Source organism: Bradyrhizobium sp. Ken51 (assembly GCF_055807435.1).
Genome location: NZ_JBVVPB010000038.1, coordinates 25,463 through 51,858, shown reverse-complemented (window position 1 = coordinate 51,858; position 26,396 = coordinate 25,463). Strand labels below are relative to the sequence as shown.

Annotated in this window: 19 protein-coding genes and 2 pseudogenes; 13 read left to right on the top strand and 8 right to left on the bottom strand. The window is 65.3% G+C overall.

The genetic code is table 11. The features are described 5' to 3' along the window. Together AC0L27_RS36010 and AC0L27_RS36005 are read right to left on the bottom strand one after the other, a co-directional pair. Positions 1-736: pseudogene (locus AC0L27_RS36010) on the bottom strand (ATP-dependent DNA ligase); the annotation flags it as partial. Next, positions 733-1,770, bottom strand: coding sequence for a ligase-associated DNA damage response exonuclease (locus tag AC0L27_RS36005; RefSeq protein WP_354207571.1), 1,038 nt, complete (start codon positions 1,768-1,770; stop codon positions 733-735). The pseudogene AC0L27_RS36010 and the gene AC0L27_RS36005, both read right to left, overlap by 4 nt. A gap of 64 nt (positions 1,771-1,834) precedes the next feature. Between AC0L27_RS36005 and AC0L27_RS36000 the strand changes: the two genes are divergently transcribed. The 4 genes from AC0L27_RS36000 to pdeM all read left to right on the top strand — a co-directional run bounded on the left by AC0L27_RS36000 (position 1,835) and on the right by pdeM (position 7,626). Next, positions 1,835-2,761 (top strand): methyltransferase domain-containing protein, encoded by a 927-nt coding sequence (locus AC0L27_RS36000; RefSeq protein ID WP_354207573.1) that lies wholly within the window; start codon positions 1,835-1,837, stop codon positions 2,759-2,761. Positions 2,762-2,875: 114 nt separating this feature from the next. Further along, the gene (locus AC0L27_RS35995; RefSeq protein WP_275174593.1) at positions 2,876-4,105 is read left to right on the top strand and encodes an ABC transporter substrate-binding protein; all 1,230 of its coding nucleotides are present in this window, start codon (positions 2,876-2,878) and stop codon (positions 4,103-4,105) included. Between the two features lie 231 nt (positions 4,106-4,336). Next, a complete protein-coding gene (locus AC0L27_RS35990) occupies positions 4,337-6,901 on the top strand; it encodes a ligase-associated DNA damage response DEXH box helicase (protein ID WP_354207575.1) in 2,565 nt (854 codons plus the stop codon). Positions 6,902-6,954: 53 nt separating this feature from the next. Then, on the top strand, positions 6,955-7,626 hold the full coding sequence (gene pdeM, locus AC0L27_RS35985; RefSeq protein ID WP_354207577.1) for a ligase-associated DNA damage response endonuclease PdeM: 672 nt from the start codon (positions 6,955-6,957) through the stop codon (positions 7,624-7,626). 113 nt (positions 7,627-7,739) lie between these two features. Here the strand turns inward: pdeM and AC0L27_RS35980 are convergent, their stop codons facing one another. Next, positions 7,740-8,603 (bottom strand): LysR substrate-binding domain-containing protein, encoded by an 864-nt coding sequence (locus tag AC0L27_RS35980; protein WP_275174604.1) that lies wholly within the window; start codon positions 8,601-8,603, stop codon positions 7,740-7,742. Positions 8,604-8,701: 98 nt separating this feature from the next. On the opposite strand from AC0L27_RS35980, the gene AC0L27_RS35975 reads away from it, so the two are divergent. Both AC0L27_RS35975 and AC0L27_RS35970 read left to right on the top strand, forming a co-directional pair. After that, positions 8,702-9,613, top strand: coding sequence for a DMT family transporter (locus AC0L27_RS35975; protein ID WP_354063560.1), 912 nt, complete (start codon positions 8,702-8,704; stop codon positions 9,611-9,613). A 12-nt stretch (positions 9,614-9,625) separates the two neighbouring features. After that, a complete protein-coding gene (locus AC0L27_RS35970) occupies positions 9,626-10,399 on the top strand; it encodes an MBL fold metallo-hydrolase (protein WP_354207580.1) in 774 nt (257 codons plus the stop codon). A gap of 143 nt (positions 10,400-10,542) precedes the next feature. Here AC0L27_RS35970 and AC0L27_RS35965 read toward each other — a convergent pair whose 3' ends face one another. The 4 genes from AC0L27_RS35965 to AC0L27_RS35950 all read right to left on the bottom strand — a co-directional run bounded on the left by AC0L27_RS35965 (position 10,543) and on the right by AC0L27_RS35950 (position 16,967). Further along, positions 10,543-11,313, bottom strand: a complete 771-nt coding sequence (locus AC0L27_RS35965) for a TIGR02186 family protein (protein ID WP_354207582.1) — start codon at positions 11,311-11,313, stop codon at positions 10,543-10,545. Then, the gene (locus tag AC0L27_RS35960; RefSeq protein WP_275174587.1) at positions 11,310-12,227 is read right to left on the bottom strand and encodes a sulfite exporter TauE/SafE family protein; all 918 of its coding nucleotides are present in this window, start codon (positions 12,225-12,227) and stop codon (positions 11,310-11,312) included. The genes AC0L27_RS35965 and AC0L27_RS35960 overlap by 4 nt, the downstream gene beginning before the upstream one ends. A 316-nt stretch (positions 12,228-12,543) precedes the next feature. Further along, on the bottom strand, positions 12,544-15,999 hold the full coding sequence (locus tag AC0L27_RS35955; protein WP_354255974.1) for a hypothetical protein: 3,456 nt from the start codon (positions 15,997-15,999) through the stop codon (positions 12,544-12,546). Positions 16,000-16,376: 377 nt separating this feature from the next. Continuing rightward, positions 16,377-16,967 (bottom strand): PadR family transcriptional regulator, encoded by a 591-nt coding sequence (locus AC0L27_RS35950; protein ID WP_354207586.1) that lies wholly within the window; start codon positions 16,965-16,967, stop codon positions 16,377-16,379. Positions 16,968-17,183: 216 nt separating this feature from the next. On the opposite strand from AC0L27_RS35950, the gene AC0L27_RS35945 reads away from it, so the two are divergent. The 4 genes from AC0L27_RS35945 to AC0L27_RS35930 all read left to right on the top strand — a co-directional run bounded on the left by AC0L27_RS35945 (position 17,184) and on the right by AC0L27_RS35930 (position 22,908). After that, positions 17,184-17,570 carry a nuclear transport factor 2 family protein gene (locus AC0L27_RS35945; protein ID WP_354063570.1) on the top strand — a complete coding sequence of 129 codons (387 nt, stop codon included), beginning with the start codon at positions 17,184-17,186 and terminating at the stop codon, positions 17,568-17,570. 38 nt (positions 17,571-17,608) lie between these two features. Further along, the gene (locus AC0L27_RS35940; RefSeq protein ID WP_354207588.1) at positions 17,609-19,399 is read left to right on the top strand and encodes an acyl-CoA dehydrogenase C-terminal domain-containing protein; all 1,791 of its coding nucleotides are present in this window, start codon (positions 17,609-17,611) and stop codon (positions 19,397-19,399) included. 67 nt (positions 19,400-19,466) lie between these two features. Further along, the gene (locus AC0L27_RS35935) at positions 19,467-20,675 is read left to right on the top strand and encodes an acetyl-CoA C-acetyltransferase (protein ID WP_354207590.1); all 1,209 of its coding nucleotides are present in this window, start codon (positions 19,467-19,469) and stop codon (positions 20,673-20,675) included. A 19-nt stretch (positions 20,676-20,694) separates the two neighbouring features. Next, the gene (locus AC0L27_RS35930) at positions 20,695-22,908 is read left to right on the top strand and encodes an FAD-dependent oxidoreductase (protein WP_354207592.1); all 2,214 of its coding nucleotides are present in this window, start codon (positions 20,695-20,697) and stop codon (positions 22,906-22,908) included. Between the two features lie 71 nt (positions 22,909-22,979). Here AC0L27_RS35930 and gstA read toward each other — a convergent pair. Next, positions 22,980-23,593, bottom strand: a pseudogene (gene gstA / locus AC0L27_RS35925) (glutathione transferase GstA). Between the two features lie 126 nt (positions 23,594-23,719). Here gstA and AC0L27_RS35920 point away from each other — a divergent pair. From AC0L27_RS35920 to AC0L27_RS35910, 3 genes are all read left to right on the top strand, one after another. Continuing rightward, positions 23,720-24,217 carry a MarR family winged helix-turn-helix transcriptional regulator gene (locus AC0L27_RS35920; protein ID WP_473322482.1) on the top strand — a complete coding sequence of 166 codons (498 nt, stop codon included), beginning with the start codon at positions 23,720-23,722 and terminating at the stop codon, positions 24,215-24,217. A 99-nt stretch (positions 24,218-24,316) separates the two neighbouring features. Next, the gene (locus AC0L27_RS35915; RefSeq protein ID WP_354207594.1) at positions 24,317-25,687 is read left to right on the top strand and encodes a glutamate--cysteine ligase; all 1,371 of its coding nucleotides are present in this window, start codon (positions 24,317-24,319) and stop codon (positions 25,685-25,687) included. Positions 25,688-25,799: 112 nt separating this feature from the next. Next, positions 25,800-26,372 (top strand): PAN domain-containing protein, encoded by a 573-nt coding sequence (locus AC0L27_RS35910; RefSeq protein ID WP_275174525.1) that lies wholly within the window; start codon positions 25,800-25,802, stop codon positions 26,370-26,372. Positions 26,373-26,396: the final 24 nt, after the last annotated feature.

The following is a 26,396-nucleotide window of genomic DNA, read 5'->3' as shown; positions in this document are numbered from 1 at the left end:
AGATCAGCTCCACCTCATGCGGATCTTTGTCGCCGAGTGCCGCGGCGGCGGTCTTGGCCAGGCGCGCGGAGATGCCGATGCGCAACGCGCCGGTGACGAGCTTCAACAGCGCCCAGCGGCCGGTCTCGTCCAACTCGTCGAGCCAGCGCTCGAGCTGTTTTGGTAGCTCGGTCTTGCCAAGCGTGCGTAGCGTGGTGACGACCTCGGTGAGTATCGGGGGCGGTGGGTTGTTGTGGTTGCTCGGATGGAGAGCATCGCTGGCATCTCGCCCGCGGTACCCCCCTCCCTGACCCTCCCCCACAAGGGGGGAGGGAACGGAGAGAGCCGTGCGTCCATCACTTTGGAAATGGCTGTCAGTTGTCGCGCTCACTGACAGCGGCGCGCGCAACTGGGCTCCCTCCCCCCTTGTGGGGGAGGGCGGGGGAGAGGGGTGGCTCGGAAAAGACTCGTCGTTGCTTGCGCTCCGCTTCGGCCACATCAGCGCCACCGTCTCCGAGAGATCGCCAACATAGTCGTACGACAGCCCGAACAGCACCGGATCGGTGCGCGAGGCGATGAGGTCGCGGATCAGCGCGGGCTTGGCGTGCTTGAAGCTGAGCGCGCCGGTAAGCGCGGCCAGCGCGTAGCCGCGGTCGGGATCGGCGACCTCGCGAAAATAGCTGGTGATCAGCCGCAGCTTGTTGTTGCGGCCGGGCTCGTAGGCGAGGCGGTCGAGAAGTTCGGCGAAGCGGTTCATGCCTCGGCCTCATCAGCGAGCGGCGTCTCGGTCTCCTCCTCGTCGCCATAGCCGACCAGATCGAGCGGCCGGGCCCGCAAACCCTTGCTTTGGCACCAGTGCACCAGCGCGTCTTCCTGGCCGTGGGTGACCCAAATCTCGCCGGCGCCGGTCGCTGCGATCGTGGCGGTGAGGCCGTCCCAATCGGCGTGATCCGAGATCACCAGCGGCAGCTCGATGCCGCGTTGGCGCGCGCGGGCGCGCACCCGCATCCAGCCGGAGGCGAAGGCCGTGACGGGATCGGGAAACCGCCGGGTCCAGAGATCGGACGTCGCAGAGGGCGGCGCCAGCGTGATGGTGCCGGCAAGTGCCGCCTTCTTGACGCCCTTCACCGGCCTGAGTTCGCCGAGCTCGATTCCGCGGCTCTGATAGTAATGCGTGATCTTCTCCATCGCGCCATGCAGATAGATCGGCGCGTCGTAACCGGCTTGGCGCAGCAGCGCGATCACGCGCTGCGCCTTGCCGAGCGAATAGGCCCCGACGAGATGCGCGCGCTCCGGAAACAGCGCCACCGACGCCAGCAGCTTCTTGACCTCGTCGGCCGCATCGCCATGGCGAAACACCGGCAGGCCGAACGTCGCCTCGGTGATGAAGACGTCGCAGGGCACGAGCTCGAACGGCGTGCAGGTCGGGTCGGGCGCGTCCTTGTAGTCGCCGGAGGCGACGATGCAGGTGTCCTTGCAGCTCACCGCGACCTGCGCCGAACCGAGCACATGACCGGCCGGATGAAACTTCACGCTGACGTCGCCGAGCCGGATCTCCTCGCCATAGCGGATCGCCTGCGTCGAGCCGGCAAAATTCTCGCCATAGCGCAGCCGCATCATGTCCAGCGTTTCCTGCGTCGCCAGCACCGTGCCGTGGCCGGCGCGGGCATGGTCGGAATGGCCGTGGGTGATCACGGCCCGCTCGACCGGGCGGACAGGGTCGATATGGAAGCCGCCCGGCTTGCAGCATAGGCCGGCGGCAACTGGCAGCAGGATGTCTTGCGGACGCATGCCTGTTATATAGGTTGCGACCCCGCATCTTCGAGTCATCACCGCTTCGTTCCCTGGTTCCCCAATGCCCCTGCGCCTGTTCCTGACCTCCGGCGATCTCATGGCCGACCGCCGCTTCGAGTTCGCGCGCGACCTCCAGCTCAAGGGCGATCTCGCGGCCGCCGCCGACCTGCTGGAGCAGACGATCGAGCTTGCGCCGAATTTCACCTCGGCCTGGTTCACGCTCGGCGAAATCCGCGCGCAACTCGGCGAGCGCGACAAGGCCATTGCGGCCTTTCGCAAATCGCGCGAGGCCGACCCGAGCGATCAGCATGGCGCCCATTTGCATCTGATACGCCTCGGCGACGCGCAATTGTCCGAGATGCCGAAGGCCTATGTGCAGGCCTTGTTCGATCAATACGCGCCGCGCTTCGAGCACGTGCTGATCAACGATCTCGGCTATCGCGCGCCGTCGCTGATCTTCAAGGCGGTCGTGGCTGCCCGCGTCGCCGCGAAGAAGCCCGCCCTGTTTAAGCGCGCCATCGATCTCGGCTGCGGTACGGGGCTGGCGGCGGCCGCCTTCGCAAAACAGGTCGACCAGTTCATCGGCATCGATCTGTCGCCCGGCATGGTCAAGGAGGCGCGCGCAACCGGCCTCTATGCCGAGCTCGAAGTCGCCGACATGATCGAAGGCCTGCGCAGCAGGAGCGAGGCGAGCGCGAACCTCGTCGTCGCTGCCGATGCGTTCGTCTATCTCCCCGATCTCGCCCCGGTGCTCGGCGAAGCCGCGCGCGTGCTCGCGCCCGGTGGCGTGCTTGCGTTCACGCTGGAGACCCATGACGGCAGCGGCATCGTTCTCGGCGAAGGCCTGCGCTATGCCCATTCGGCGGAATATGTGCGCGATGCGATGGCACAGGCCGGCCTCAAGCTCCTCACGTTGGAGCAGGCCTCGCCACGCATCGAGAACAACGAGCCGGTGCGCGGCCTCGTCGTTGTCGCCGAGAAAACTTGAGTTTAGGCGCTATACGCGGCGCATTAAGCGTCATTGCGTCGCAAAGCGGCGACTTCCCACTTGCGACACGTGCCGCGATGCCAGCACAATGTCCTGGCTAGGGAGAAACAAACAATGACCAGGAATCCATCGCGGCGCGATTTCAGCGCCGCCGCGCTCGCGACCATCGCGGCATCCACCTTGCCCGCGCCCTCCGTCTGGGCCGCGGAGAAGAAATACGATGCCGGCGCCAGCGACACCGAGATCAAGATCGGGCAGACCGTGCCGCATTCCGGCCCCGGCTCGCTCTACGGCGTGCTCGGGCGCGTCGGCGAAGCCTATTTCCAGATGCTGAACGAAAAGGGCGGCATCAACGGACGCAAGGTCAAATTCCTCACCATGGACGATGCCTACAGCGCGCCGAAATGCGTCGAGGCGACGCGGCGCCTGGTCGAGCAGGAGGAAGTGCTCGCGCTCTATGGCTCGCTCGGCACCGCGCCGCAGACCGCCGTGCACAAATACCTGAACTCCAAGGGCGTGCCGCAGCTGCTGCTCAACACCGGCGCGTCGAAGTGGAATAACCCGAAAGAGTTCAAATGGACGATGGCGGGCCTGCCGCTCTATCCGACCGAGGCGCGCATCCTGGCGCGGCACGTCGTCAGCGTGAAGCCGAACGCGAAGGTCGGCATCCTCTACCAGAACGACGATTTCGGCCGCGACTTCCTCGGCCCCTTCAAGAAGGTTCTGGAAGACGCCGGCGGCACCGCAAAGGTGATCATGGAGCAGACCTACGATCTGACCGATCCGACGGTCGATTCCCAGCTCATCAACCTCTCGAAGTCGGGTGCGGACGTCTTCTACAACATCTCCACCGGCAAGGCGTCGTCGCAGTCGATCCGGAAAGTGGCCGAGCTCGGCTGGAAGCCGCTGCAGCTGTTGTCGGCCGGCTCGACCGGCCGCTCTATCCTCAATGCCGCGGGCCTCGAGAACGCCGCCGGCATCGTCGCCATCCGTTACAACAAGGAGGTCGGCCTGCCCAAATGGGAGAAGGACCCCGACGTGATGGCGTTCGAGGAGCTGCGCAAGAAGTACACGCCGGCGATCGATCAGGACAACACCATCGCCTTCGCCGGCTACGGCCAGGCCGTCACCATGGGCGAGATCCTGCGCCGCTGCGGCGACGAGCTCACCCGCGCCAACGTGCTGAAGCAGGCCTCCAACCTCAAAGGCTTCCACTCGCCCTATTTCCTGGACGGCGTCACATACGACTACACGCCGGACGACTACACGCCGATGAAGACGCTCTTCATCTCCACCTTCACCGGCAAGGACTGGGACATCTCCGACAAGCCGATGTCGGAGTAGGCGCGCTTTCGTCCTTCTCCCCTTGTGGGAGAAGGTGGCGCGAAGCGCCGGATGAGGGGTCCTTCTCCGCGTACTCGAACGATGCTCTTTCGCGGAGAGATACCCCTCACCCGTCTCGCCGCTTCGCGGCGATCCACCCTCTCCCACAAGGGGAGAGGGAACGGCGGTATCTCGCTCATCGTTCGCGTAACCCCCTCGACGAACCCACCCCCACGGCTTACCTGTGATGCCGTGCCGCCCCGCATCCGCAAAATCCCGGCCGAGCCTGCCGCGCTGCTGCCCGACCACTTCCAGGCGTGGTTCGCGGCCCGCGGCTGGTCGCCGCGCGCGCATCAATTGGCGCTGCTGGAGAAAGCGCGCGAGGACCGTTCCGCATTGCTGATCGCGCCCACCGGCGCCGGCAAGACGCTGGCGGGATTTCTGCCGACGCTGGTGGAGCTGAGTTCTGCGCCCAAAGCTTCGGCGAAATCCGTGATCTCCACCGGCCGCAGCCTGCAACGCACCGGTGGCCTGCACACCCTCTACATCTCGCCGCTCAAGGCGCTCGCGGTCGATATCGCGCGCAACCTCGAGCGTCCCGTCGTCGAGATGGCGCTGCCGATCAAGATCGAGACCCGCACCGGCGATACACCAACATCGCGGCGGCAGCGGCAGCGGCGTTATCCGCCGGACATTTTGCTGACGACGCCCGAACAACTCGCGCTGCTGCTGTCCTCCGACGACGCGCCGTTCCTGTTCTCGTCGCTGAAGCGCATCGTGCTCGACGAGCTGCATGCGCTGGTGACGTCCAAGCGCGGCGATCTTCTCTCCCTTGGGCTCGCGCGGCTGTGGCGATTGGCGCCGCAGCTGCGCGCCATCGGCCTGTCGGCGACCGTGGCCGAGCCTGAATCGCTGGCGCGCTTCCTGGTGCCGCAGCCCGGCGGCAAGGAAGCGGCGGCCGACATCGTCATTGCCGGCGGTGCCGCGCCGCCGCTGGTCGAGATGATGGACACGCGCGAGCGCCTGCCCTGGGCCGGCCACAGTGCGCGCCATGCGCTTCCCGAGATCTACGAGCTGATCAAGGCGAACAAGACCACGCTGGTGTTCGTCAACACCCGCAGCCAGGCCGAGATGCTGTTCCAGAATCTCTGGAGCATGAACGACGACAACCTTGCCATCGCGCTGCATCACGGTTCGCTCGACGTCGCCCAGCGCCGCAAGGTCGAGGACGCGATGTCGGCGGGCAAACTGCGCGGCGTGGTCTGCACCTCCTCGCTCGATCTCGGCGTCGACTGGGGCGATGTCGATCTCGTCGTCAATATCGGCGCGCCCAAGGGTTCCTCGCGCCTGATGCAGCGCATCGGCCGCGCCAATCACCGGCTCGACGAAGCCTCGCGCGCGGTGCTGGTGCCGGCGAACCGCTTCGAGGTGCTGGAGTGCCGCGTCGCGATCGACGCCATCGCGGAGAATGCGCAGGACACGCCGCCGCTGCGGATCGGTGCACTCGACGTGCTGGCCCAGCACGTGCTCGGCTGTGCCTGCGGCGAGCCGTTTTTCTCCGACGAACTCTACGACGAGGTGCGCACCGCCGCACCCTACGCCGATCTCACGCGGCAGGATTTCGACGACGTGGTCGATTTCGTCGCCTCCGGCGGTTACGCGCTGAAGACCTACGAGCGCTTCGCGCGCATCAAGCAGGACAAGGAGGGGCGTTGGCGCGTCGCCAATCCCAAGGTGCGGCAGAGCTACCGGATGAATGTCGGCACCATCGTCGAGGACGACATGCTGAAGGTGCGGCTGGTGCGATCGCGCGGCGGAGGTGCGGGGTCGACAGGCGTGATCGCGCGCGGTGGCCGGCTGCTCGGCGAGATCGAGGAAGCCTTCATCGAGGGCCTCTCGCCCGGCGACACCTTCGTGTTCTCAGGCGAGGTGGTGCGCTACGAGACCCTGGTCGAGGACCAGGTCTACGTCTCGCGCGCCAACGACAAGGACCCGAAAGTGCCGTCCTATATGGGCGGCAAGTTTCCGCTCTCGACCTATCTTGCCGAACGGGTCCGCCGCCTGCTCGATGACGGGCGCGCGTGGGTCGCCCTCCCGGAGCAGGTGCGCGACTGGCTGTCGCTGCAAAAGGACGTCTCGCGCGTGCCGGCCGTGCGCGAGCTGCTGGTCGAGAGTTTTCCGCGGGCCAACAAGCATTACATCGTCTGCTATCCCTTCGAAGGTCGCCTCGCGCATCAGACGCTCGGCATGCTGTTGACGCGCCGGCTGGAGCGTGCCCGCGCCCGGCCGCTCGGCTTCGTCGCCAACGAATATGCGATCGCGGTCTGGGCGCTCGGCGACCTGTCCTTCATGATCCGGGATGGCAGGATCGACCTCGACACGCTGTTCGATCCCGACATGCTCGGCGACGATCTCGAGGCCTGGCTTGCCGAATCCGCTCTGATGAAGCGCACGTTCCGCAATTGCGCGATCATCTCCGGCCTGATCGCGCGCCGGCACACCGGCGAGGAGAAGAGCCGCCGCCAGGTGCTGTTCTCGACCGATCTGGTCTACGACGTCCTGCGAAAACACCAGGCCGATCACGTGCTGTTGCGTGCAGCGCGGGCCGATGCCGCCACCGGCCTGCTCGATCTGCGCCGTCTCAGCGACATGCTCACCCGCATCCAAGGCCGCATCACGCATCGGGAACTCGACCGCGTCTCGCCGCTCGCGGTCCCCGTGATGCTGGAAATCGGCCGCGAGTCAGTCTATGGCGAAGCGGGAGACGAGCTGTTGGCGGAGGCCGCCGACGAGCTCGTCAAAGAGGCGATGGGATAACAGCAGGTTTTGACGTGACGGCAGGCGCGCTGGTTTCAGAGGATATCGAGGACATGCGCGTTTCGAATGTCAGCATCAGCAGCGTGACGTTCGCGGCCGATCTTTCCGGCGCGCTGTTCTGGGAAGAGCAGCGCCTGCTCGTCGTCTCCGATCTGCATCTGGAAAAAGGTTCCAGCTTCGCCATGCGCGGTGTGCTGCTGCCGCCTTACGACACCATCGCGACGCTCGGTCGTCTCGCTGCTGTCATCTCCCGCCATAATCCCCGGATTGTCATCGCGCTCGGCGACAGTTTTCACGATCGCACCGCGCATGGACGTTTGTCGGCGGAGGATCGCGACGCGGTCGCCGCCTTGCAGGCCGGCCGCGACTGGATCTGGATCTCAGGCAATCACGATCCGGCGCTGCCGCGTGATCTCGGCGGCACCGTCGCCGACGAAGTCGCGATCGGCCCGATCACCTTCCGCCATGAGCCGACCGGCGCGAGCGGCGAGATCGCTGGCCATCTCCATCCCAAGGCCCGCGTCTCCGCGCGCGGCCGTTCGATGGAGCGCCGCTGTTTCGCCTGTGACGGCGATCGCGCCGTGATGCCCGCCTTCGGCGCCTACGCCGGCGGCCTCAGCATCCGCGACGCGGCGTTTGCGAAAATATTTCCAAAGAACGGTTTTGTAGCGCACCTGCTCGGCGACCGCCGCGTCCATGCAATTGCCGCGTCGCGGTGTTATTAGGGCTCACGCTTCGTAGGGTGGGTTAGCGAAGCGTAACCCACCTCTTTAATTTCCGCTAAGGCAGAAGCGGTGGATTACGCCTTCGGCTAATCCACCCTACGCATCCGGCAAGATCATGCCGCCTTCGCCTGCACGTCGTCGCAGAACTCTGCCAGCCGATCGGCGAGCCGCAGCGTCGCGGGACTTGCGCCCGGCGCGGCCATCAATGCCACCTCGGTCCGGTTGATCGGCGCAAAGCCGTCCTTCGCGGTCAGCACGCGGTGATCGGCCTGGATCGCCATCTCCGACAGGATGCTCAAGCCCATGCCGGCGGCGACCGCGGCCTGGATGCCGGCCAGGCTCGATGAGGTATAGGACATGTGCCAAGGCCGGCCCGCACTTTCCAGCGCGTGGATGGCGCCGGCGCGGTATAGGCAACCGAGCGGAAAGCCGATCAACGGCACGGAAGCGACATCGGCTTGGATCGGGTGGCTCTTGCTGGTGACCCAGTGCACCTGCTCCGGCCACACCGCAATCGCGCCCTTCTCACCGGCCGCGCGCTTGAACAATGCGAGGTCGAGCTCGCCGCGATCGAGGTCGCGGGCGAGATGCTTGCTCTGGTCGGCGCGCACATCGAGCCGCAGGGCCGGATGCGAGCGCGAGAACGCGCCGAGCAGTTTCGCCAGCCGATAGGCCGCAAAGTCCTCGGGGATGCCGAGCCGGATCGCGCCTTCGCCGTCGGGCTGGCGCAGCACGTCGCGCGCCTCCTCCGCGAGCGACAACAGCCGCCGCGCATAGGACAGCAGCCGCTCGCCGGCTTCGGTCGGGCGAACATCCTTGCCGTCGCGATGCAGCAGCACCTGGCCGACATCCTCCTCCAGCCGCTTGATCTGCTGGCTGACGGTCGATTGGGTGCGATGGACGCGCTCGCCCGCGCGGGTGAAGCCGCCGGCATCGACCACCGAGACGAAGCTGCGCAGGAGCTCCAGATCGAGCATGGGCTTCTCCATTCGAAAATCCACTGATTAGAAGTTAATCATTTAATTTCCAAATGACAAGCCGGCTCCCTAGATCGAGGGCTCAGGAGAATGCCCTCATGTCGCTCGCCCCCTCGCTTGCCGTTCCGCGCAGCCGCTTCAACACGCTTCCGCTTGCGATCGGCCTGTTCTGCCTGCTCTGGAGCTACGCCTTCGTCGCCGGCAAGATCGGCGTGACCCATTGCCCGCCGCTGATCCTGCTCGCCGCGCGCTTCTCGCTCGCCGGCATCTTGATCCTCGGTGCCACGCTGGTCCGCGGTGACGACTGGTCGCTGTCGTGGCGCGATGCCGCGATCTTCGCCATGCTCGGCGTCGCCAACAACGCGCTCTATCTCGGGCTTGGCTACACCGGTCTGCAATCGGTCTCCGCCGGCCTCGGCGGCCTGATCGTATCGGCCAATCCGGTGTTCACGGCGGGCCTCGCCGCGCTGCTGCTCGGCGAAGGCATGACGTGGCGCAAGGCGAGCGGCCTCCTGCTCGGCATCATCGGCGTGACCTTGATCGTCTGGCACCGGCTGTCGGTCGGCACCGACTCGCTGCACGGTATCGTGTTCACGCTGGTCTCGCTCGCCTCCCTCGTCGCCGGCACCATTTTGTTCAAGTTGCTCGCCCCGAAAGGCTCGCTGTGGATCGGCAATGGCGTGCAGAATCTCGCCGCCGGCATCGTGCTGACGCCTGTGGCGCTGACCTTCGCCGATTTTCATGCCATCGACTTCACGCCGGGCCTGGTCGGCGCCTTCGCCTTCCTCGTGCTCGGCGGCTCGATCATGGCGTACTGGCTCTGGTTTCATCTCCTGAAAGTGTGTGGCGCGACGGCTGCCAGTGCCTATCATTTTCTGATGCCGCCGCTCGGCATGCTGTTCGCGTACCTCGTGCTCGGCGAGCATGTCGAGGCGCGCGATCTACTCGGCATCATCCCGGTCGCACTCGGCATCTATCTGGTGACGCGGCCCGCCAAATCCGTCTCGTAACAGGAGTCCATCATGCCCATTTCCATCACCCTGATCGGCGGTCCCACTGCGCTGATCGAGATCGATGGCTTTCGCCTGCTCACCGACCCGACCTTCGATGCGCCGGGCGCCTATCAACTGCCGCACGTAAAGCTGGAGAAGACGATTGGACCCGCGCTGAAGGCCGATGCGATCGGCCCGATCGATGCGGTCCTGCTCAGCCATGACCAGCATTCGGACAATCTCGACAATTCCGGCCGCGACTATCTGCTCAAAGCGAAGCGCGCGCTGACGACTGAGGCCGGCGCCAAGCGCCTGGGCGGCCACGTCGAGGGCCTTGCACCCTGGGGCACGGCGCATCTGAAAGATCGTGACGGCAACTCGCTGACGATCACCGCCACGCCCGCGCGTCACGGCCCGGCCGGCATCGAGCCGCTGTCAGGCGACGTCATCGGCTTCGTGGTGTCGTCGAGCCGTAAGGATACAACCTCGGTCTATATCAGCGGCGACACCACCTGGTTCGACGGCGTCGCCGAGGTCGCGCGCCGCTTCAAATGCGGCGTGGTGATGCCGTTCGCCGGCGCCGCGCAAACGCGCGGGCCGTTCCATCTCACCATGGACACCAACGACACCATCGAGACCGCACGCGCCTTCCCCGATGCGATGATCGTGCCGGTGCATACGGAAGGTTGGGCACATTTCCGCCAGAACAGCGAGGACCTGCGCAAGACATTTGATGTGCTCGGCTTCGGGACCCGGTTGCGATTGCTGGAGCCCGGCGTGCCGACGGTGGTGCAGGCGCCGTAGCCTCAACTGTCATGCCCCGGCTTGACCGGGGCATCCAGTACGCCGCGGCGTTAATTGTGAGAGCGAGTCGCTAATGCAGGCCTCTGGAATACTGGGTCGCCCGGTCAAGCCGGGCGACGACGAGAGGAGAGAGCGTTGCCCCCTCAATCCTTCCGAAACACGATCGAGGCCATCCAGCCCGTCATCAGCGCCATCGCGGCGGTGACGAGGCCGTAGATCAGCCCGTTCTGCCGCGCCGTCGTCGCGACGAACTGCTCGAAGCCGACCTTGACGATCTCGAACGCGGTCTCGGTCTTGCCGATGAACGCGCCGTCGGCAAACAGCTTGATCTCCACCTCATAGGTGCCGATCGGCACCTCCGCCGGCAGTGGAATGCCGGTGCGGAACAATGTCGGTGTCAGGAACGTCACCGCGCTCGGATCCTCGCGGTAGAGACCGCGCTGGGTGCGCAGGCGGATGAAGGCGGAGCGGAACGCGTCGTTCGGGACCACGTCGGCATAGTCGCCGCTGACGCGTTGGGTCAGCAGCACGTTGTTGAGCCCGATCTGCTGGCGCCGCGCGATCTCGGGCGAGGTGATCGCCGCGAAGGAGCGATTGGCGAACAGCGCGAGATAGCTCGGCACCTCCAGGAACTGGCGGTAGTCGGTGTTGATCCAGATCCCGAAAGTGCGCTCCTTGCGCCGCGTCACCATGTCGGCGCGCGGGCCCATCACGGTGACGACGAGATCGTAGCTCTTGCGGTCGACGGGCGTGGAGGCGTCCTTCTCGACCGAGCCGAACAGCACCAGCTCCTCGCCGGAATAGTTCGGCGTCACCGTGACGCGATGATTGGAGACCGACACGATCAGCCGCTCGGCGCGTGCGACGGAGCCGAGCAGCACAACGATCAGGACCGCGAGAGCTGTGCGCATCATCCGTTCACCCCCAGCTCGCGGATGGTGAAGAGGTCTTCGGGCCTGATCACCAGCTCGATCGCGAAGCGAACACCGACCGAGAGGATCAAGAGGCCGAGCAGCAGTCGCAACTGTTCGCCGCGGATCTTCTGGCCGGCGCGTGCGCCGAATTGGGCGCCGGTGACGCCGCCGACCATCAGGATCAGCGCCAGCACGGCGTCGACCAAATGATTGGTCACCGCATGCAGCAGGGTCGCAAACAGCATCGTGACCAGCGTCAGGACCATCGAGGTGCCGATCACCGTCGAGGTCGGCACCCGCAGCAGATAGATCATGATCGGCACCAGGATGAAGCCGCCGCCGATGCCCATGATGGCGCCGATGAAGCCGATCAGGATGCCGACGATCACGACCGGAATCACCGAGAGATAGATCTTCGAACGCTTGAACCGCATCTTCAGCGGCAGGCCATGGATCCAGTTATGGGTACGTCGTGGCGGCACCGCGCCGCGCCGGGTTCGCATCAGGGCGCGCAGGCCTTCGGAGAACATCAGGCTGCCGACGGTGGTGAGCAGCACGACGTAGGACAGTGCGATCATCAGATCGAGCTGACCGAGCGCGCGTAGCTGCGTGAAGGTCCACACGCCCAGCGCCGTCCCGGTCACGCCGCCGCACAATAGCACGCTCGCCAGCGCCGGGTCGATCGCGCGTCGCCGCCAATAGGCGAGCGCGCCGGAAAAGGACGAGGCGGCGATGTGGCTCGCGACCGAGGCGACCGCGACCGCCGGCGTGATGCCGATGAAGATCAACAGCGGCGTCATCAGGAAGCCGCCGCCGATCCCGAACATGCCTGAGACGAAGCCGACCGCCGCGCCCATCGCCAGCACGAGGAAGACGTTGACCGGAAGGTCGGCGATCGGGAGATAGAGCTGCATCGAGGGACCACGATTCCGGCGAGACGGATCGATTGCGCGGAATGCTCGCAGGAGGGCAGAACGATTCCCGCGTCCCTCAATAGCGGAATTCGGTGGCGGGAGGGATCAGGAATTTCGGGTGTGGTGAATGGGCAAGAGAGATCAGATCACGGCTTCGCTGCGAGCCGAGCATTCCGCCACCTTCTCCGCCGTCATGCCCCGGCTTGACCGGGGCATCCAGTACGCCGCAGCTTCTCCGTATCCAACCGGCGTCTCTGGAATACTGGGTCGCCCGGTCAAGCCGGCGACGACAAGAGGAGAAAGCGTACTAAACCGCTCAGCGCACCGCCGACGCCGCGCGCTTGGCGGCAACCGGCTTCGGCGCAGGCTTCGCGTTGGCCTGCGGCGCGCTGTCCCAGCCGCCGTTCGGGGCCGCAACGTTGACCGCGTCGTCGGGCTGCGGCTCGGCGCTGAAGGTCTGGATCGCGAGCTTGGCCGCCGCGAGCGATTGCGGGTCGAGCCGCTTGGCGACGTCGTCGCGCTTGGTTGCAGCGTCCGCATCGCCTTGGGCGGCGGCGAGGGTGAACCATTTGTAGGACTCGGCGAGGTTCTGCTCCACGCCGATGCCGCGGGCATAGAGGATGCCGAGGTTGAACTGGCTGTCGGCGACGCCGCGATCGGCGGCCTTCCGGAACCACAGTGCCGCGCTCTTGTAGTTAGCGCCGCGTCCGCCGCCGTCGGCGTCGAGCACCGCGAGATTGTGCATCGCCTTGGCGTTGCCGCGCTCGGCTGCTTGCGTGTAGTAGCGGCGGGCGATATCGGCGTCCTTCTTCACGCCGAGACCCTTCTCGTAGAGTGTCCCGAGGCGGAAGGTCGCGGGCACCACACCGGCCTGCGCCGCGCGGTCGTACCATTTGGCGGCTTCGTCGTAATTCGCGGCCACGCCCTTGCCCTCGGCAAAGCGCACACCGATCTCGTAGGCCGCGGTCGCATCGCCCTTCATCGCGGCGGAGCGCAAGCCGGGGCCACCGATGCCGTCAGGCAGCTTTTCGCTCGGCGGCACCTGGATCGTCGCGAGTTTCGCGCGGCTAGTGCCCGACAGCGCGCCGGTGACGTCGCTGGAGGCCGCAGGCGGGGTTGGCGCCGCGGTTTGCGGGATTTCGACCGAAGCGGTGCCGCTCGGGCTCGTCACGGACCCCGGCGCGGCATTGTTCTGCGACTGCTTTCCGATCGGCGTCGGCGAGGTCATCGAGGGCGTGACCTGCTCTGGCGCGGCGGGCTTGTTCTCAACCGGCGGCGGGGCTCGCGGCGCGGGCTCGCTCGACGTATTCTCCATCGCCTGCGGCGCCGGCGGCGCGCTGCTGCCATCGAGCAGGTTCATCGCCATTTTGAAGGTGCCGAGCACGATCACGACCACGCTCGCGCCAACCAGCAGCGAGCGGATCTTCGAGGTGATGGTCGAGCCACCTTCCTGGCCCTTGTCCTTGGCGCGAGCGATTGCAGCCTTGGCACCACGGGCCGGCTTCTCAGGCGGCTGCGCGGCGGCGGCCTGGGCAGCGCGGCGAGCGGCAGCAATGAAGCTCGACGACGACACCGGCTCCTTGGGCGCTGCCGGGATCTCGCTGATTGCACTTTCGGACGCAGCAATGCGCTCGGACGGCGTGGCGATACGTGCACCCGGCCTTGTGCCCGGCTCGAGCGGATGATCCGGCGGCAGTTCGGGCGCAAGCGCGGCGCGCGTGGACGCCGTATGCGGCTCCAGGATTTCGCTGATCGCGCGTGGCGGAACCGGCGGTGCCATCGGCATCGGCATCGGCGGCGGCGCTGCGGGCGCGGCGGCATGGAATTCGCGCGGCGCGGCGGCGAAGGCGGCTTGCGCCGCCTGCGCGGCGGCCGGATTGGGCAGCTCGGGCTTCGGATCGTATTTCGGGTGCTGCTGTTGCTGCGGCCGCGGCTCGTGCGCCATCGGCGCGGGAGCCATGGGAGCGGCCATCGGCATCGGCATCGGCTGCGGCGCGGGGGCGGGCGGCGCGGTGCGCACATTGCGAAGATCGCCCTCGATCATCGAGAGACGATCGACGACGTGGCCAAGTGCGTTGTGGACGGCCTCCAGCGAATCCTGGGTGGTCCGGTTGGTCTCGGCCTGGCTGAAGCGGATGTCGGAGAGCTCGCGCTTGACGAGATCGACCATGCCGGACTCGGCGGGCGGCGTGGAGTTGCGGCTCTCGGCCAGCGCGGAATAGGTCGCCTGCTGCCGCTCCAGGTGCCGCAGAATGTCGTGCAACCCGTCCTCGACGCGGCTGAAATTGCCGTTGCGCGGATCGGAGGCGGCCTCGAGCCGCTCCAGCAGATACGAGACCCGCTGTTCAAGATGAGCAAAGGTCGAAGCCGAGTCGTTGCCGACCTGCATGCGATCGAAACGGTCGGACAGGGCGCGGATCGCGCTTTCGAGATGCTCGCTGCTTTCGGATGGCTGGGGGCGCTCGCGCGTCTCCAAAGCCGCGGTGAGCGCCGCGATGCGCTGCTCCAGCACCGCAAAACTGTCGCCTTGGCCGGACGCACGGGTAACCTGGTCGACCTTGGACGAGAGCAGCTGCACATCGTCCGAGAGCCGTGCCAGCGCTTCGTTGGAGGCGACGTTGGAGACGATGCCGCGTAGCGCCGAGATCGCGCCCTCGAGCTGGCGGACCGTCGAGGGATCGTCATTGGCGCGCAGGATCAGATCGAGCTTGGCGCCGAGATTGCGGATCGCCTCGTCATAGCCGGTGAGCTGCTCGGCCGGCGTCAGCGTGCGGAGCACCTGCTTGATTTCGGACAGCGCGTGCTCGATGCCGGACAGGACCTGACCGTCGGTGCCGTTGGAGCGGGTCTCGTCGATGCGCCGATGCAGCGAGCGGATCTCGTTCTCGATCGATTCGATCGCGCGGCGCGGCATCGCCTCGGTGATGGCGTTGCGGATCTCCGCAAGCTCGCTGCGGAAGGTGTTGATCGCCTGCTCGGTATTGTCAGGGCGCTGGAGCGATTCGATCTGACTCGTGATCTTGAGCAGATGGCGCTCGAGCGCAGAGAAATCCGGCCCCGGCTGCGGTGGCGGCGGAGCGTAGGCAGGCGCGGGCGGCGCCATCGGAGGCGCGTAAGGAGCTGCGGCAGGCGCGATCGGCGGCGCGGCGCGCGGCGGCATCTGCCTGGGCGTAAAGCCGTCGAGCTCGCTCTGCCGTGCCGTGATCTCGGCGACTGCGACGTCGAACGAAGCGGGGCTCAGGGGTGGTGAGCTGCGATAGACCTGTGCTGCCGCGCGCTCGACCGCATCGGCTTGGCGCTGGCGCGTTTCGACGGGGGCCTGTCGCGGTGCCGGAGCCTGCTGCGGCTTCGAAATTTGCGACAGCCTTGCATCGAGCCGCGAGATCGCGTCGTTGAGCTGGCGCGCAACGCCCTGCTCGCGCGAGACGTCTTGCCGCGGAGTATCTTGTCGCGAAGAATCTTGCCGTGGCGCGGGCTTTGAAATTCGTTCGATCTGCTGGGTGATGGCGTCGAGCCGCTGGTGGATGTCTGCGACTTCGCGGCTTTCCTGGCTCGGCACGTGACTCGGGACGTGACTCGGGACTTGGCTCGGAACGTGCTGGGCTTGCGGACGCTGGTCGTAAAGTCCGCGAAAGTTCGGCGGGGCGGTCTCGCCGAGCGTGGAGTTCAGCCAATCGTTGAGTGACATGCCGGCGCGACGCGCAGCAGCTTCGGCCCGCTCCCGGACGGATGGATCGATGCCGTCAACACTCCACGATACGCGCGAATTCATGACTCTGTCCGGTTCCGACTCCGGCGCCCCACCCGGCGCCTCCAGTCTTCCCTCGCGTGCCGGTTGCAAAGACAATCGGATTTGGCGCGGGTCGTCTGCCTCGAAAACCGACTTTTGTCTGTTACGGTAAATAACGGGTTAAGGAACCCGTTGACGGTGTCTTAAAGTTGGGCGGCGGGGGGAATGGGAGGCGATCGTTGTGGCGCACGTCCGCTCGCCAAAATAACGGTGTCATGCCCCGCGAAGGCGGGGCATCCAGTACTCCGAGGCAGCGCGGCTAGGAGCGAGGCGCCGCGGCGTACTGGATCGCCCGCGTGCGCGGGCGATGACGGCGGCGAGGGTGGCAGCAGCACGCATAACGGTCGGGCTCGTCCCCCTCAGCCCTTGCCCTCGCGCTTGCCTTCCTCAAGCGGCACCACGGTGCCGCTTGCGCTCATCGCCGACAGGGCCTCGAGTGCCTCTTCGCAGAAATCGGCCACCATCTGCTCGTGCCGGGCGCCGAGCTGAAGCAGCAGCAGGTTACCGAGGTCGAGAACGCCCGACGCCGCCCCTTCCGGAAAGCGCTTCTTCAGGATGCGCTCGTAGTTCTCGTGGCGGTCGCGGTGGTGCTCGAGCCGGGCCATCAGGTCGGTGCGCATCGGCTCGAGGCCGATGCTGTCCAGCGCATGCAGCCGCACCAGGAGGTCGTCCTTGATGGAGGGGGGCGTGCTCGGCCGCGCGGCCCAGTGCCGCAGCGCTGTTCGGCCCTCCGGAGTGAGCGTATAGATCAGCTTATTGGGTTTGCCTGACTGCACGACCTCGCGGCCCTGGATGTAGCCGCGGTCGCGCAGCTTGGACAGCTCGCGGTAGATCTGCTGGTGGTCGGCCTTCCAAAAGAAGCCGATCGAGGAATCGAATGTCTTGGCGAGCTCGTAGCCCGTCATCGGACGTTCCGTCAGGCATGCGAGGATTGCGTCGCCCAAGGCCATGACCGGTCCTCCTGTTCTCGACCTTAACCAATTGGCTTGACTTTATGCGCATCGGCGCATATGCGTCAATGTGCATATGAGGTGACTCAAGAACGAGGGCAAACACCGCCCCAAAAACACTAGTAGAATCAACCTTGTCGCTACTGTGCATGGGGTTGTTTTCGCGCTTTTTGTAGAAGCCTTTAGTTCCCCTGGCCTTTAGGGAGGCACCCGAGAATGACCGGCCTCGATTCCTGGTACGGCTACATGAAGTCGCATGACCGGGCAGCGCTCTGGGACCTGCTCCATCCCGACGCCATCTTCGAAAGCCCCGTCGTGCACTCGCCGCAGCGTGGACGCGACATCACCTTCAAATATCTGGCCAGCGCCGAGAAGGTGCTCGGCGGTCCCGGCTTCACCTACGTAGGCGAATGGAAGAGTGAGAGCGGCGCCGTGCTCGAATTCAAGACCATCATCGACGGCATCGAGATCAACGGCGTCGACATCATCAGTTTCGACGGCGACGGACGCATCACGCATTTCAAGGTGATGGTGCGGCCGCTCAAGGCGATCAACATGCTGCATCGCCTGATGGCGGAACAGCTTGCCGCCGCTCAATCCTAAACCAGCATCATCACTTCAAGGCCTGCCGGGAGACCACCATGCCGATCTACAAAGCCCCCGTCGAAGACGTGAACTTCCTGCTCAACGACGTCTTCCAGATCGACCGCTACGACAATCTGGCCGGCTTCTCCGATGCGTCGAGCGACGTGCGCGAAGCCATTCTCGGCGAAGCTGCCAAGCTTGCCGAAGAGGTGCTCCAGCCGCTCAATCGCGTCGGCGATCTCGAAGGCTGCAAGCGCGCCGATGACGGCAGCGTCACCACACCGAAGGGCTTCAAGGACGCGTTCAAGCAGGTCGCCGAAGGCGGCTGGCTCGGCCTGTCGGCACCGACCGAGTATGGCGGCCAAGGCCTGCCGGTGACGCTCTCGCAGGCCGTCAACGAATTCCAGATCTCCGCCAATATGGCGTTTTCGATGTATGGCGGCCTCACCATGGGCGCGACCGCGGCGCTGATCGTCCACGGCACTCCCGAGCAGAAGCAGACCTACGTGCCGAAGATGGTGGCGGGCGAGTGGACCGGCACCATGAACCTGACCGAGCCGCATTGCGGCACCGATCTCGGCATGCTCCGCACCAAGGCGGTGCGGCAGGCCGACGGCAGCTTCAAGATCACGGGCACCAAGATCTTCATCTCGGCCGGCGAGCATGACCTCGCGCCCAACATCATCCACCTCGTGCTGGCCCGCATCGAGGGCGCGCCCGCCGGCATCAAGGGCGTGTCGCTGTTCGTGGTGCCGAAATTCCTCGTCAATGCCGATGGTTCGGTCGGCGCACGCAACGGCGTGGTCTGCGGCTCGATCGAGCACAAGATGGGCATCCACGGCAATTCCACCTGCGTGATGAACTACGACAACGCCACCGGTTGGCTGATCGGCGAAGAGAACAAGGGCATGCAGGGCATGTTCGTGATGATGAACGAAGCCCGCCTCGGCGTCGCCGTGCAGGGTCTCGCGCAGTCGGAAGTGGCGTATCAGAACGCGGTCGCCTATGCCCGGGATCGCATCCAGGGCCGTTCGCTCACCGGCGCCAAGGCGCCGGATAAGCCGGCCGATCCGATCATCGTGCATCCCGACGTGCGCCGCACGCTGCTGTCGATCCGTGCCTTCAACGAGGCCGCCCGCGCCTTCGTGATGTGGACTGCGCTGAAGAGCGACGTCGCCCACCGCTCCGAGGATCCCAAGGATCGCCAGGCCGCCGACGATCACATGGGCCTCATGACGCCCGTGCTGAAAGGCTTTCTCACCGATTACGGCTTCGCCAACGCGGTGCAGGCCCAGCAGATGTATGGCGGCCACGGCTACATCGCCGAGCAGGGCATGGAGCAGTTCGTGCGCGATGCCCGCATCGCCATGATCTACGAAGGCGCCAACGGCATCCAGGCGCTCGACCTCGTCGGCCGCAAGCTGCCCCGCGACGGCGGCCGCGCCATCATGGCGTTCTTCGGCGAGGTCATGGCCTTTGCCAAGGACAACGGCGGCGACGAGGCGATGAAGCCCTACATTACCCCGCTCTCGGCTTCGCTCGGCCATCTCCAGCAGGCCACGACGTGGCTGATGCAGAACGCGATGGCGAAGCCCGACAATGCCGGTGCCGCCGCGACCGATTACCTGAATCTGTTCGGTTTCGTTGCGCTCGGCTACATGTGGGCGAAGATGGCGAAGGTGACGCAAGCCAAGATTGCCGAGAGCGGGACGACGCCTTATCTCTCGACCAAGCTCGTCACCGGCCGCTTCTTCATGGAGCGGATGCTGCCGGAGACCGCCGCCAATCTCGCGCGCATCCAGGCCGGCTGCGCCACCATCATGGAACTGCCGGCGGAAGCGTTCTGAAACCGCTTTCGCTGCGACCCGTCCAAACCAGATCACGACCAGAACATCATCACATCAGGAGGGCGTCATGCCTGAGGCATTCATCTACGACCACGTCCGCACCCCGCGCGGCCGCGGCAAGGCGGACGGCGCGCTGCACGAAGTCACCGCGCTCGCGCTCGCGACCGTGCCGCTCAAGGCGCTCAAGGACCGCAATAACCTGCCGGAAGATTCCGTCGATGACGTCATTCTCGGCGTGGTCGATCCCGTCGGCGAAGCCGGCTCCGACATCGCGCGCTTTGCCGCGCTGAAGGCGGGCCTCGGAGAAGCGGTTCCGGGCGTGCAGATCAGTCGCTTCTGCGCCTCCGGCCTCGATGCCGTGAATTTTGCCGCAGCCCAGGTGATGAGCGGCCAGCACGAGCTCGTGATCGGCGGCGGCGCCGAATCGATGAGCCGCGTCGGCATCGGTGCCTCCGGCGGCGCCTGGCCAATGGACCCGTCGATGGCCGTGCCGGCCTATTTCATGCCGCAAGGTGTCTCGGCCGATCTGATCGCGACCAAATACGGCTTCTCGCGTGACGACGTCGACGCCTATGCGGTGCAGAGCCAGCAGCGGGCGGCGAAGTCCTGGGATGAAGGCCGCTTCGACAAGTCGGTCGTCCCGGTGAAGGACATCAACGGCCTCACCATCCTTGCCAAGGACGAGCACATGCGTCCGTCGACGACGATGCAGTCGCTGGCACAGTTGCAGCCGGCGTTCACGATGATGGCGCAGATGGGCGGCTTCGATGGCGTCGCGGTACAGTCGCATCCGGAAATCGAACGCGTCAATTACGTGCACCACGCCGGCAATTCGTCGGGCATCGTCGACGGTGCCGGCGCGGTTCTGCTCGGCAGCAAGGAAGCCGGCGGCAAGCACGGGCTGAAGCCGCGCGCAAAGATCCGCGCCTTCGCCAATATCGGCTCTGAACCCGCGATGATGCTGACCGGCCCGGTCGACGTCACCGAAAAGCTGTTTGCGCGCTCCGGCATGAAGAAGTCGGACATCGACCTGTTCGAGCTCAACGAGGCCTTCGCCTCCGTCGTGCTGCGCTACATTCAGGCCTTCGACATCGACAATGCCAAGATCAACGTCAATGGCGGCGCGATTGCGCTCGGCCATCCTCTTGGCGCGACCGGTGCGATGATCCTCGGCACCGTGCTCGACGAGCTCGAGCGCACCAACAAATCGACCGCACTGGTGACGCTGTGCATCGGCGGCGGCATGGGCACCGCGACCATCATCGAACGTGTCTAAGGGTAGGGGAGCAACCAGCATGGCTTACAAGAACTTCAAGGTTGAGACCGATTCCGACGGCATCGCGCTGGTCACTTGGGACATCCCGGGCCGTTCGATGAACGTGCTCGACGAGACCTCGACCAGCGAGCTCGATGCGATCGTCAAGGCGACCACGGCCGACGCCGCGGTGAAGGGCGTCGTCATCACCTCTGCCAAGGAAGCGTTCTGCGCGGGTGCCGATCTTTCCATGCTCGAAGGCATGAACCAGGCCTACGCGAAGGTCTTCAAGGAACAGGGCGAGACCGCGGCGAACCAGATGCTGTTCGAGCAGAGCCGGCGCTTCTCGCAGGTGCTGCGCTCGATCGAGACCTCCGGCAAGCCGTGGGCGGCGGCGATCAACGGCCTCGCGCTCGGCGGCGGTTTCGAGATCACGCTATGCTGCCACTATCGCGTGGCGGCGGAAAATCCCAAGACCCGCCTTGGCCTGCCCGAGGTCAAGGTCGGCCTGTTCCCCGGCGCCGGCGGCACGCAGCGCGTGCCGCGCCTGGTGCCGCCGCAGGACGCGATGACGATCCTGCTCAAGGGCGATCCGGTCACGGTCGAGAAAGCCAAGGCGCTGAATCTGATCCACGCCGTCGTTCCCCCCACCGATCTCATCAAGGCGGCAAAGGACTGGATCAAGGGCGGCGGCAAGGCAGTCGCGCCCTGGGACGAGAAGGGCTTCAAGCTGCCCGGCGGCCCGGTGTTCTCCAAGGCCGGCATGATGATGTTCCCGGCCGGCAACGCGATCTATCGCCGCGAGACCTACGACAATTATCCGGCCGCACGCGCGATCATGAGCTGCGTCTATGAGGGCCTGCAGCTGCCGATCGACGCCGCGCTGCGCGTCGAGTCGCGCTATTTCACCTCGGTGCTGCGCTCGAAGGAAGCGGCCGCAATGATCCGCAGCCTGTTCCTGTCGATGCAGGAGCTCAACAAGGGCGCGCGCCGTCCAAAGGATGTGCCGCCGACCAAGGTGAAGAAGATCGCCGTGATCGGCGCCGGCTTCATGGGCGCGAGCGTCGGCTATGTCTCGGCCCGTGCCGGCCTCGACGTCGTCCTGATCGATCGCGACCAGGAGAGCGCCGACAAGGGCAAGGCGCATGCGCAAAAGGTGATCGAGGAGCAGATCAAGAAGGGCCGCGCCAAGCCCGGCGACGCAGAAGCCCTGCTCGCGCGCATCACGCCGACCGCGGACTATGCAGCGCTGAAGGACGTCGATCTCGTCATCGAGGCCGTGTTCGAGGACCGCAAGGTCAAGGCTGATACCTTTGCCAAGGCGCAGGAGCATATGAAGCCGGACGTGATCTTCGCGTCCAACACCTCGACGCTTCCGATCACCTCGCTGGCGGAATCCTTCAAGGACCAGGGCAGGTTCGTCGGCATCCACTTCTTCTCGCCGGTCGAGAAGATGATGCTGGTCGAGATCATTCAGGGCAAGAACACCGGCGATCTCGCGATCGCGACCGCGCTCGACTACGTCCGGCAGATCGGCAAGACGCCGATCGTCGTCAACGACAGCCGCGGCTTCTTCGCCAATCGCTGCGTCGGCCGCTACGTCGCCGAAGGCAACGAGATGTTCCTCGAAGGCGTGCCGCCCGCGATGATCGAGAATTGCGCCAAGATGGCCGGCATGCCGGTCGGCCCGCTCTCGCTATCGGACGAGGTCGCGCTCGACCTCGGGCTCAAGATCATGAAGGCGACGGAAGCCGACCTCGGCCCCAACGCCATCAATCCCGATCAGAAGAAGCTGATGGTGGAAATGGTCGAGAAGCAGGGCCGTCTGGGCCGCAAGAACAGCAAAGGCTTCTACGACTATCCCGAGAAGGGCAAGGGTCAGAAGAGCCTGTGGCCGGGCTTGTCCGCGCTGCAGCCCAAGCAGCTCGACCCTGATACGCTCGACGTCGAGGAGTTGAAGCAGCGCTTCCTTGTGGTGCAGGCGGTGGAAGCCGCGCGCACGGTGGAGGATCACGTCATCACCGATCCGCGCGAAGCAGACGTCGGCTCGATCCTCGGCTTCGGCTTTGCGCCGTTCACCGGTGGCACGCTGTCCTATATCGACTTCATGGGCCCCAAGAAGTTCGTCGAACTTTGCCACAAGCTGGAAGCGAAATACGGCTCGCGCTTCACCCCGCCGAAACTCCTCGAGGAGATGGCCGCGAAGGGAGAAACCTTCTACGGCCGCTTCGCTCCGAAGAAGGCGGCGGCGTGATTCTCTGAACCGTAGCCAGGATGAAAAATACGAAAGGCCGGATTCTCGATCCGGCCTTTCGCATGTGCGCCTCAGGCCGCCTGGATCAGTCCTTCCTTCTTCATCGCTTCCTGCACCTGCGGCCGCGCCGCGACGCGGGTTTTGTAGGCGGCAAGATTCGGCATCGCCGAGAGGTCGAACTTCATCCGGTCGCCCCAGGTCAGTATCGTGAAGAGATAGCCGTCAGCCACCGTGAACTGCTTGCCCATGAGGTAGTCGCGGCCGGCGAGCTGGCTGTCGATGTATTTCAGCTTGCCCATGACTCGGTCCTTGAAGAAGGCCTTGGCCTCGTCGTTCAGCGCCGGCGCGAACATCGGGCCGAAGCTCTTGTGGACCTCCGAGGTGAGGAAGTTCAGCCATTCGAGCAGCTGTAGCGCTCGGAGCTGCCATGGGCCGGCGCCAGCGCCTTGGCTGAGGCCTGATCGGCGATCATCTGGACAATCACCGGGCCTTCGGTCACGATCTCTCCGCTATCGAGGCCCAGCGCAGGGACCTGGCCCTTGGGGTTCAGCTTCAGATAATCCTCACCGTTTTCGAGCTTCTTGGCCCGGATATCCACCTTGACCAGTTCATAGGGCAGGCCGGCTTCCAGGAGCGCGATATGGGGGGATAGCGAGCAGGCACCGGGCGAATAGTACAATTTCATGGAATTTCCTCCTCTTGTTGCTTGGTTCAGGCGAAAGAACGACTACATGCATCTGCTTGAAATAGTCAAGATTGATGCAGGTGCATCGAATAGGGTAAGAGACGGGCGACGAGCTTGAGCGGGACCATGAAACGCAAACCATCGACCGAGGCGACTTCCGCCTGGATCCGCTTGATGCGGGTGCAGAGCCGCGTGCTCAATTGTGTCGAGCAGGACATGAAGAAGGCCGGCTTCCCGCCGCTTGCATGGTATGACGCGCTGCTCGAACTGTCACGGGCGCCTTCGGGCGAACTCCGGCCGGTCGAACTCGAACGGCAGATGCTGATCCCGCAATATTCGACATCGCGGCTGATCGACCGCCTGGTCGACGAAGGCCTTGCCTCGCGGCGTGAATGCAAGATCGACAAGCGCGGCCAGTTCGTGGAGATCACGGAAGCTGGCCGCGAATTGCAGAAGCGGATGTGGGGCGCCTATTCGGCCGCGATCGAGAAATATGTCGGCTCAAAGCTGTCCGATGCAGATGCCGTGAAGCTCAGCGGTCTGCTCGACCGTCTGGGCTGCTCGTGCGGCGAGATGAAACTGCCGCCCATCGTCCACGCCAACGAAACCACGCCGTCGCGATGAGCGCGCGGCACACCAGCTCGTCCGTGCACCCGATGGGTTCGCGGACCATCCCGTCACCCGCGCGCGTTCGGTCGAAGCGCCTTTTGATTAGAGTTTGATATGGCGCGAGACCAGATCGATATGACGCCGTTGCAATCGCGCGACGAGCTCGTCAAGTGGTTCGAGGAAGGCTGCAAGGACCCGTCCGAATTCCGCATGGGCACCGAGCATGAGAAGACGCCGTTCACGCTCGAAGGCCACCGCCCGGTGCCCTACGAAGGCCCGCGCGGTATCGGCGCGCTGCTCGAAGGCATGAAGCTCCTGCTCGGCTGGGAGCCGATCATGGAGAAGGGCAACATCATCGGCCTCTACGACGTCACCGGCGGCGGCGCGATCTCGCTCGAGCCCGGCGGGCAGTTCGAGCTTTCGGGCGCCCCCGTCGAGAACGTGCACCAGACCCAGAGCGAGCTGATGGCGCATCTGGCGCAGGTGCGCGAGATCGCAACGCCGCTCGGCATCGGCTTCCTCGGGCTCGGCATGACCCCGTCCTGGTCGCGCGCCGACATCCCGGTGATGCCCAAGGGCCGCTACAAGATCATGACCAATTACATGCCGAAGGTCGGCCAGTACGGCCTCGACATGATGTACCGGACCTGCACGGTACAGACCAATCTCGACTTCTCCTCCGAAGCCGACATGGTCAAGAAGCTGCGTGTCTCGCTCGCGCTCCAGCCGGTCGCAACCGCCTTGTTCGCCAATTCGCCGTTTACCGAGGGCAAGCCGAACGGCTTCCTCTCCTTCCGGTCCGAGATCTGGCGCGACACCGACAACGCGCGCGCCGGCATGATGCCGTGGGCATTCGAGGACGGCATGGGCTTCGAGCGCTATGTCGACTATGCGCTCGACGTGCCCATGTATTTCGTCAAACGCGACGAGGATTACATCGACGTCTCCGGCTCCTCGTTCCGCGCCTTCTTCGATGCCCGCAACAACAATTTGCCCGGCGAACGTCCGACGCTGTCGGACTGGGCCAACCATCTTTCGACGATTTTCCCGGAGGTGCGGCTCAAGCGCTATCTCGAGATGCGCGGCTCCGATGGTGGACCGTGGGGTCGATTGCCGGCGCTATCGGCGTTCTGGGCCGGGCTGCTCTACGACGATGTGTCGCTGGATGCCGCCTGGGACCTTGTGAAGCACTGGAGCGCGCATGAGCGTCAGGCCCTGCGCGACGACGTGCCGCGCTTCGGCTTCAAGTCGCGGATCAAGGACCGCTATCTGTTCGAGATCGCAAAGGAGTGCCTCGTTCTGGCACATGCCGGCTTGCGCCGGCGCGGCCGGATCGACCAGCTCGGCCGCGACGAGACCAGGCATCTTGAGCCGCTCGATCGCATCATCGATTCCGGCCGCACGCCGGCCGAGGAGATGCTCGACAAGTTCAACGGGCCCTGGAACGGCTCGGTGGAACCGGCCTACGCGGAATACGCGTTCTAGACCCAAGGCCTAACGATCGGGATCCGAGCCGTTCATCGCCCGTACAGGTTTGCGGCGATCAAATGGCCGGCTGAAAAACCCGAGCGTCGTCAATAACTCGAAAGCTGTTCCGATGGGGAAGGGCCGCCTGGCCGTCATGGCACGCGTCCTGGCAAGCATCGTGGCCTGCGCCGCGCTGCTTTCGCTCGCGTTTGCGAGCGGGCCTGCGCGCGCCCAGACGGCGTTCGACCGGCCTGGCGGAGACTATTTCAGCACCCCGGTCACGTCGGGCGATCCCGAGGATTGCGCGCTGCTGTGCGAGCGCGACCGCCGTTGCCGCTCGTGGAGCTTCAGCTATCCGGACGTCGAAGGCGGCTCGGCGGTGTGCTGGCTGAAGAACACGGTGCCTGCGCGCGTGCCGGGAAGCTGCTGCATCTCCGGTGTGCGCGGCGCTGGCGTGATCGAGCCGCGTGTCGAAGGCGTGGAGACCTCGATCGACCGCCCCGGCGGCGATTTGCGCAATTTCGAGATGAAGGACGGCGAAGGCGAAGAAGCCTGCAAGGCCGCCTGCACCGCCGACAACAAATGCCGCGCCTTCACCTATGCGCGCCCCGGCTACACCGGACGCGAAGCGCGCTGCTTCCTGAAAAAGGAAATCAAGCCGCCGCGGCGGAAGGCAGGGTTCACGTCGGGCGTCGTGAGATAGCGGTCTAGCTTGGTCGGGTGCGTT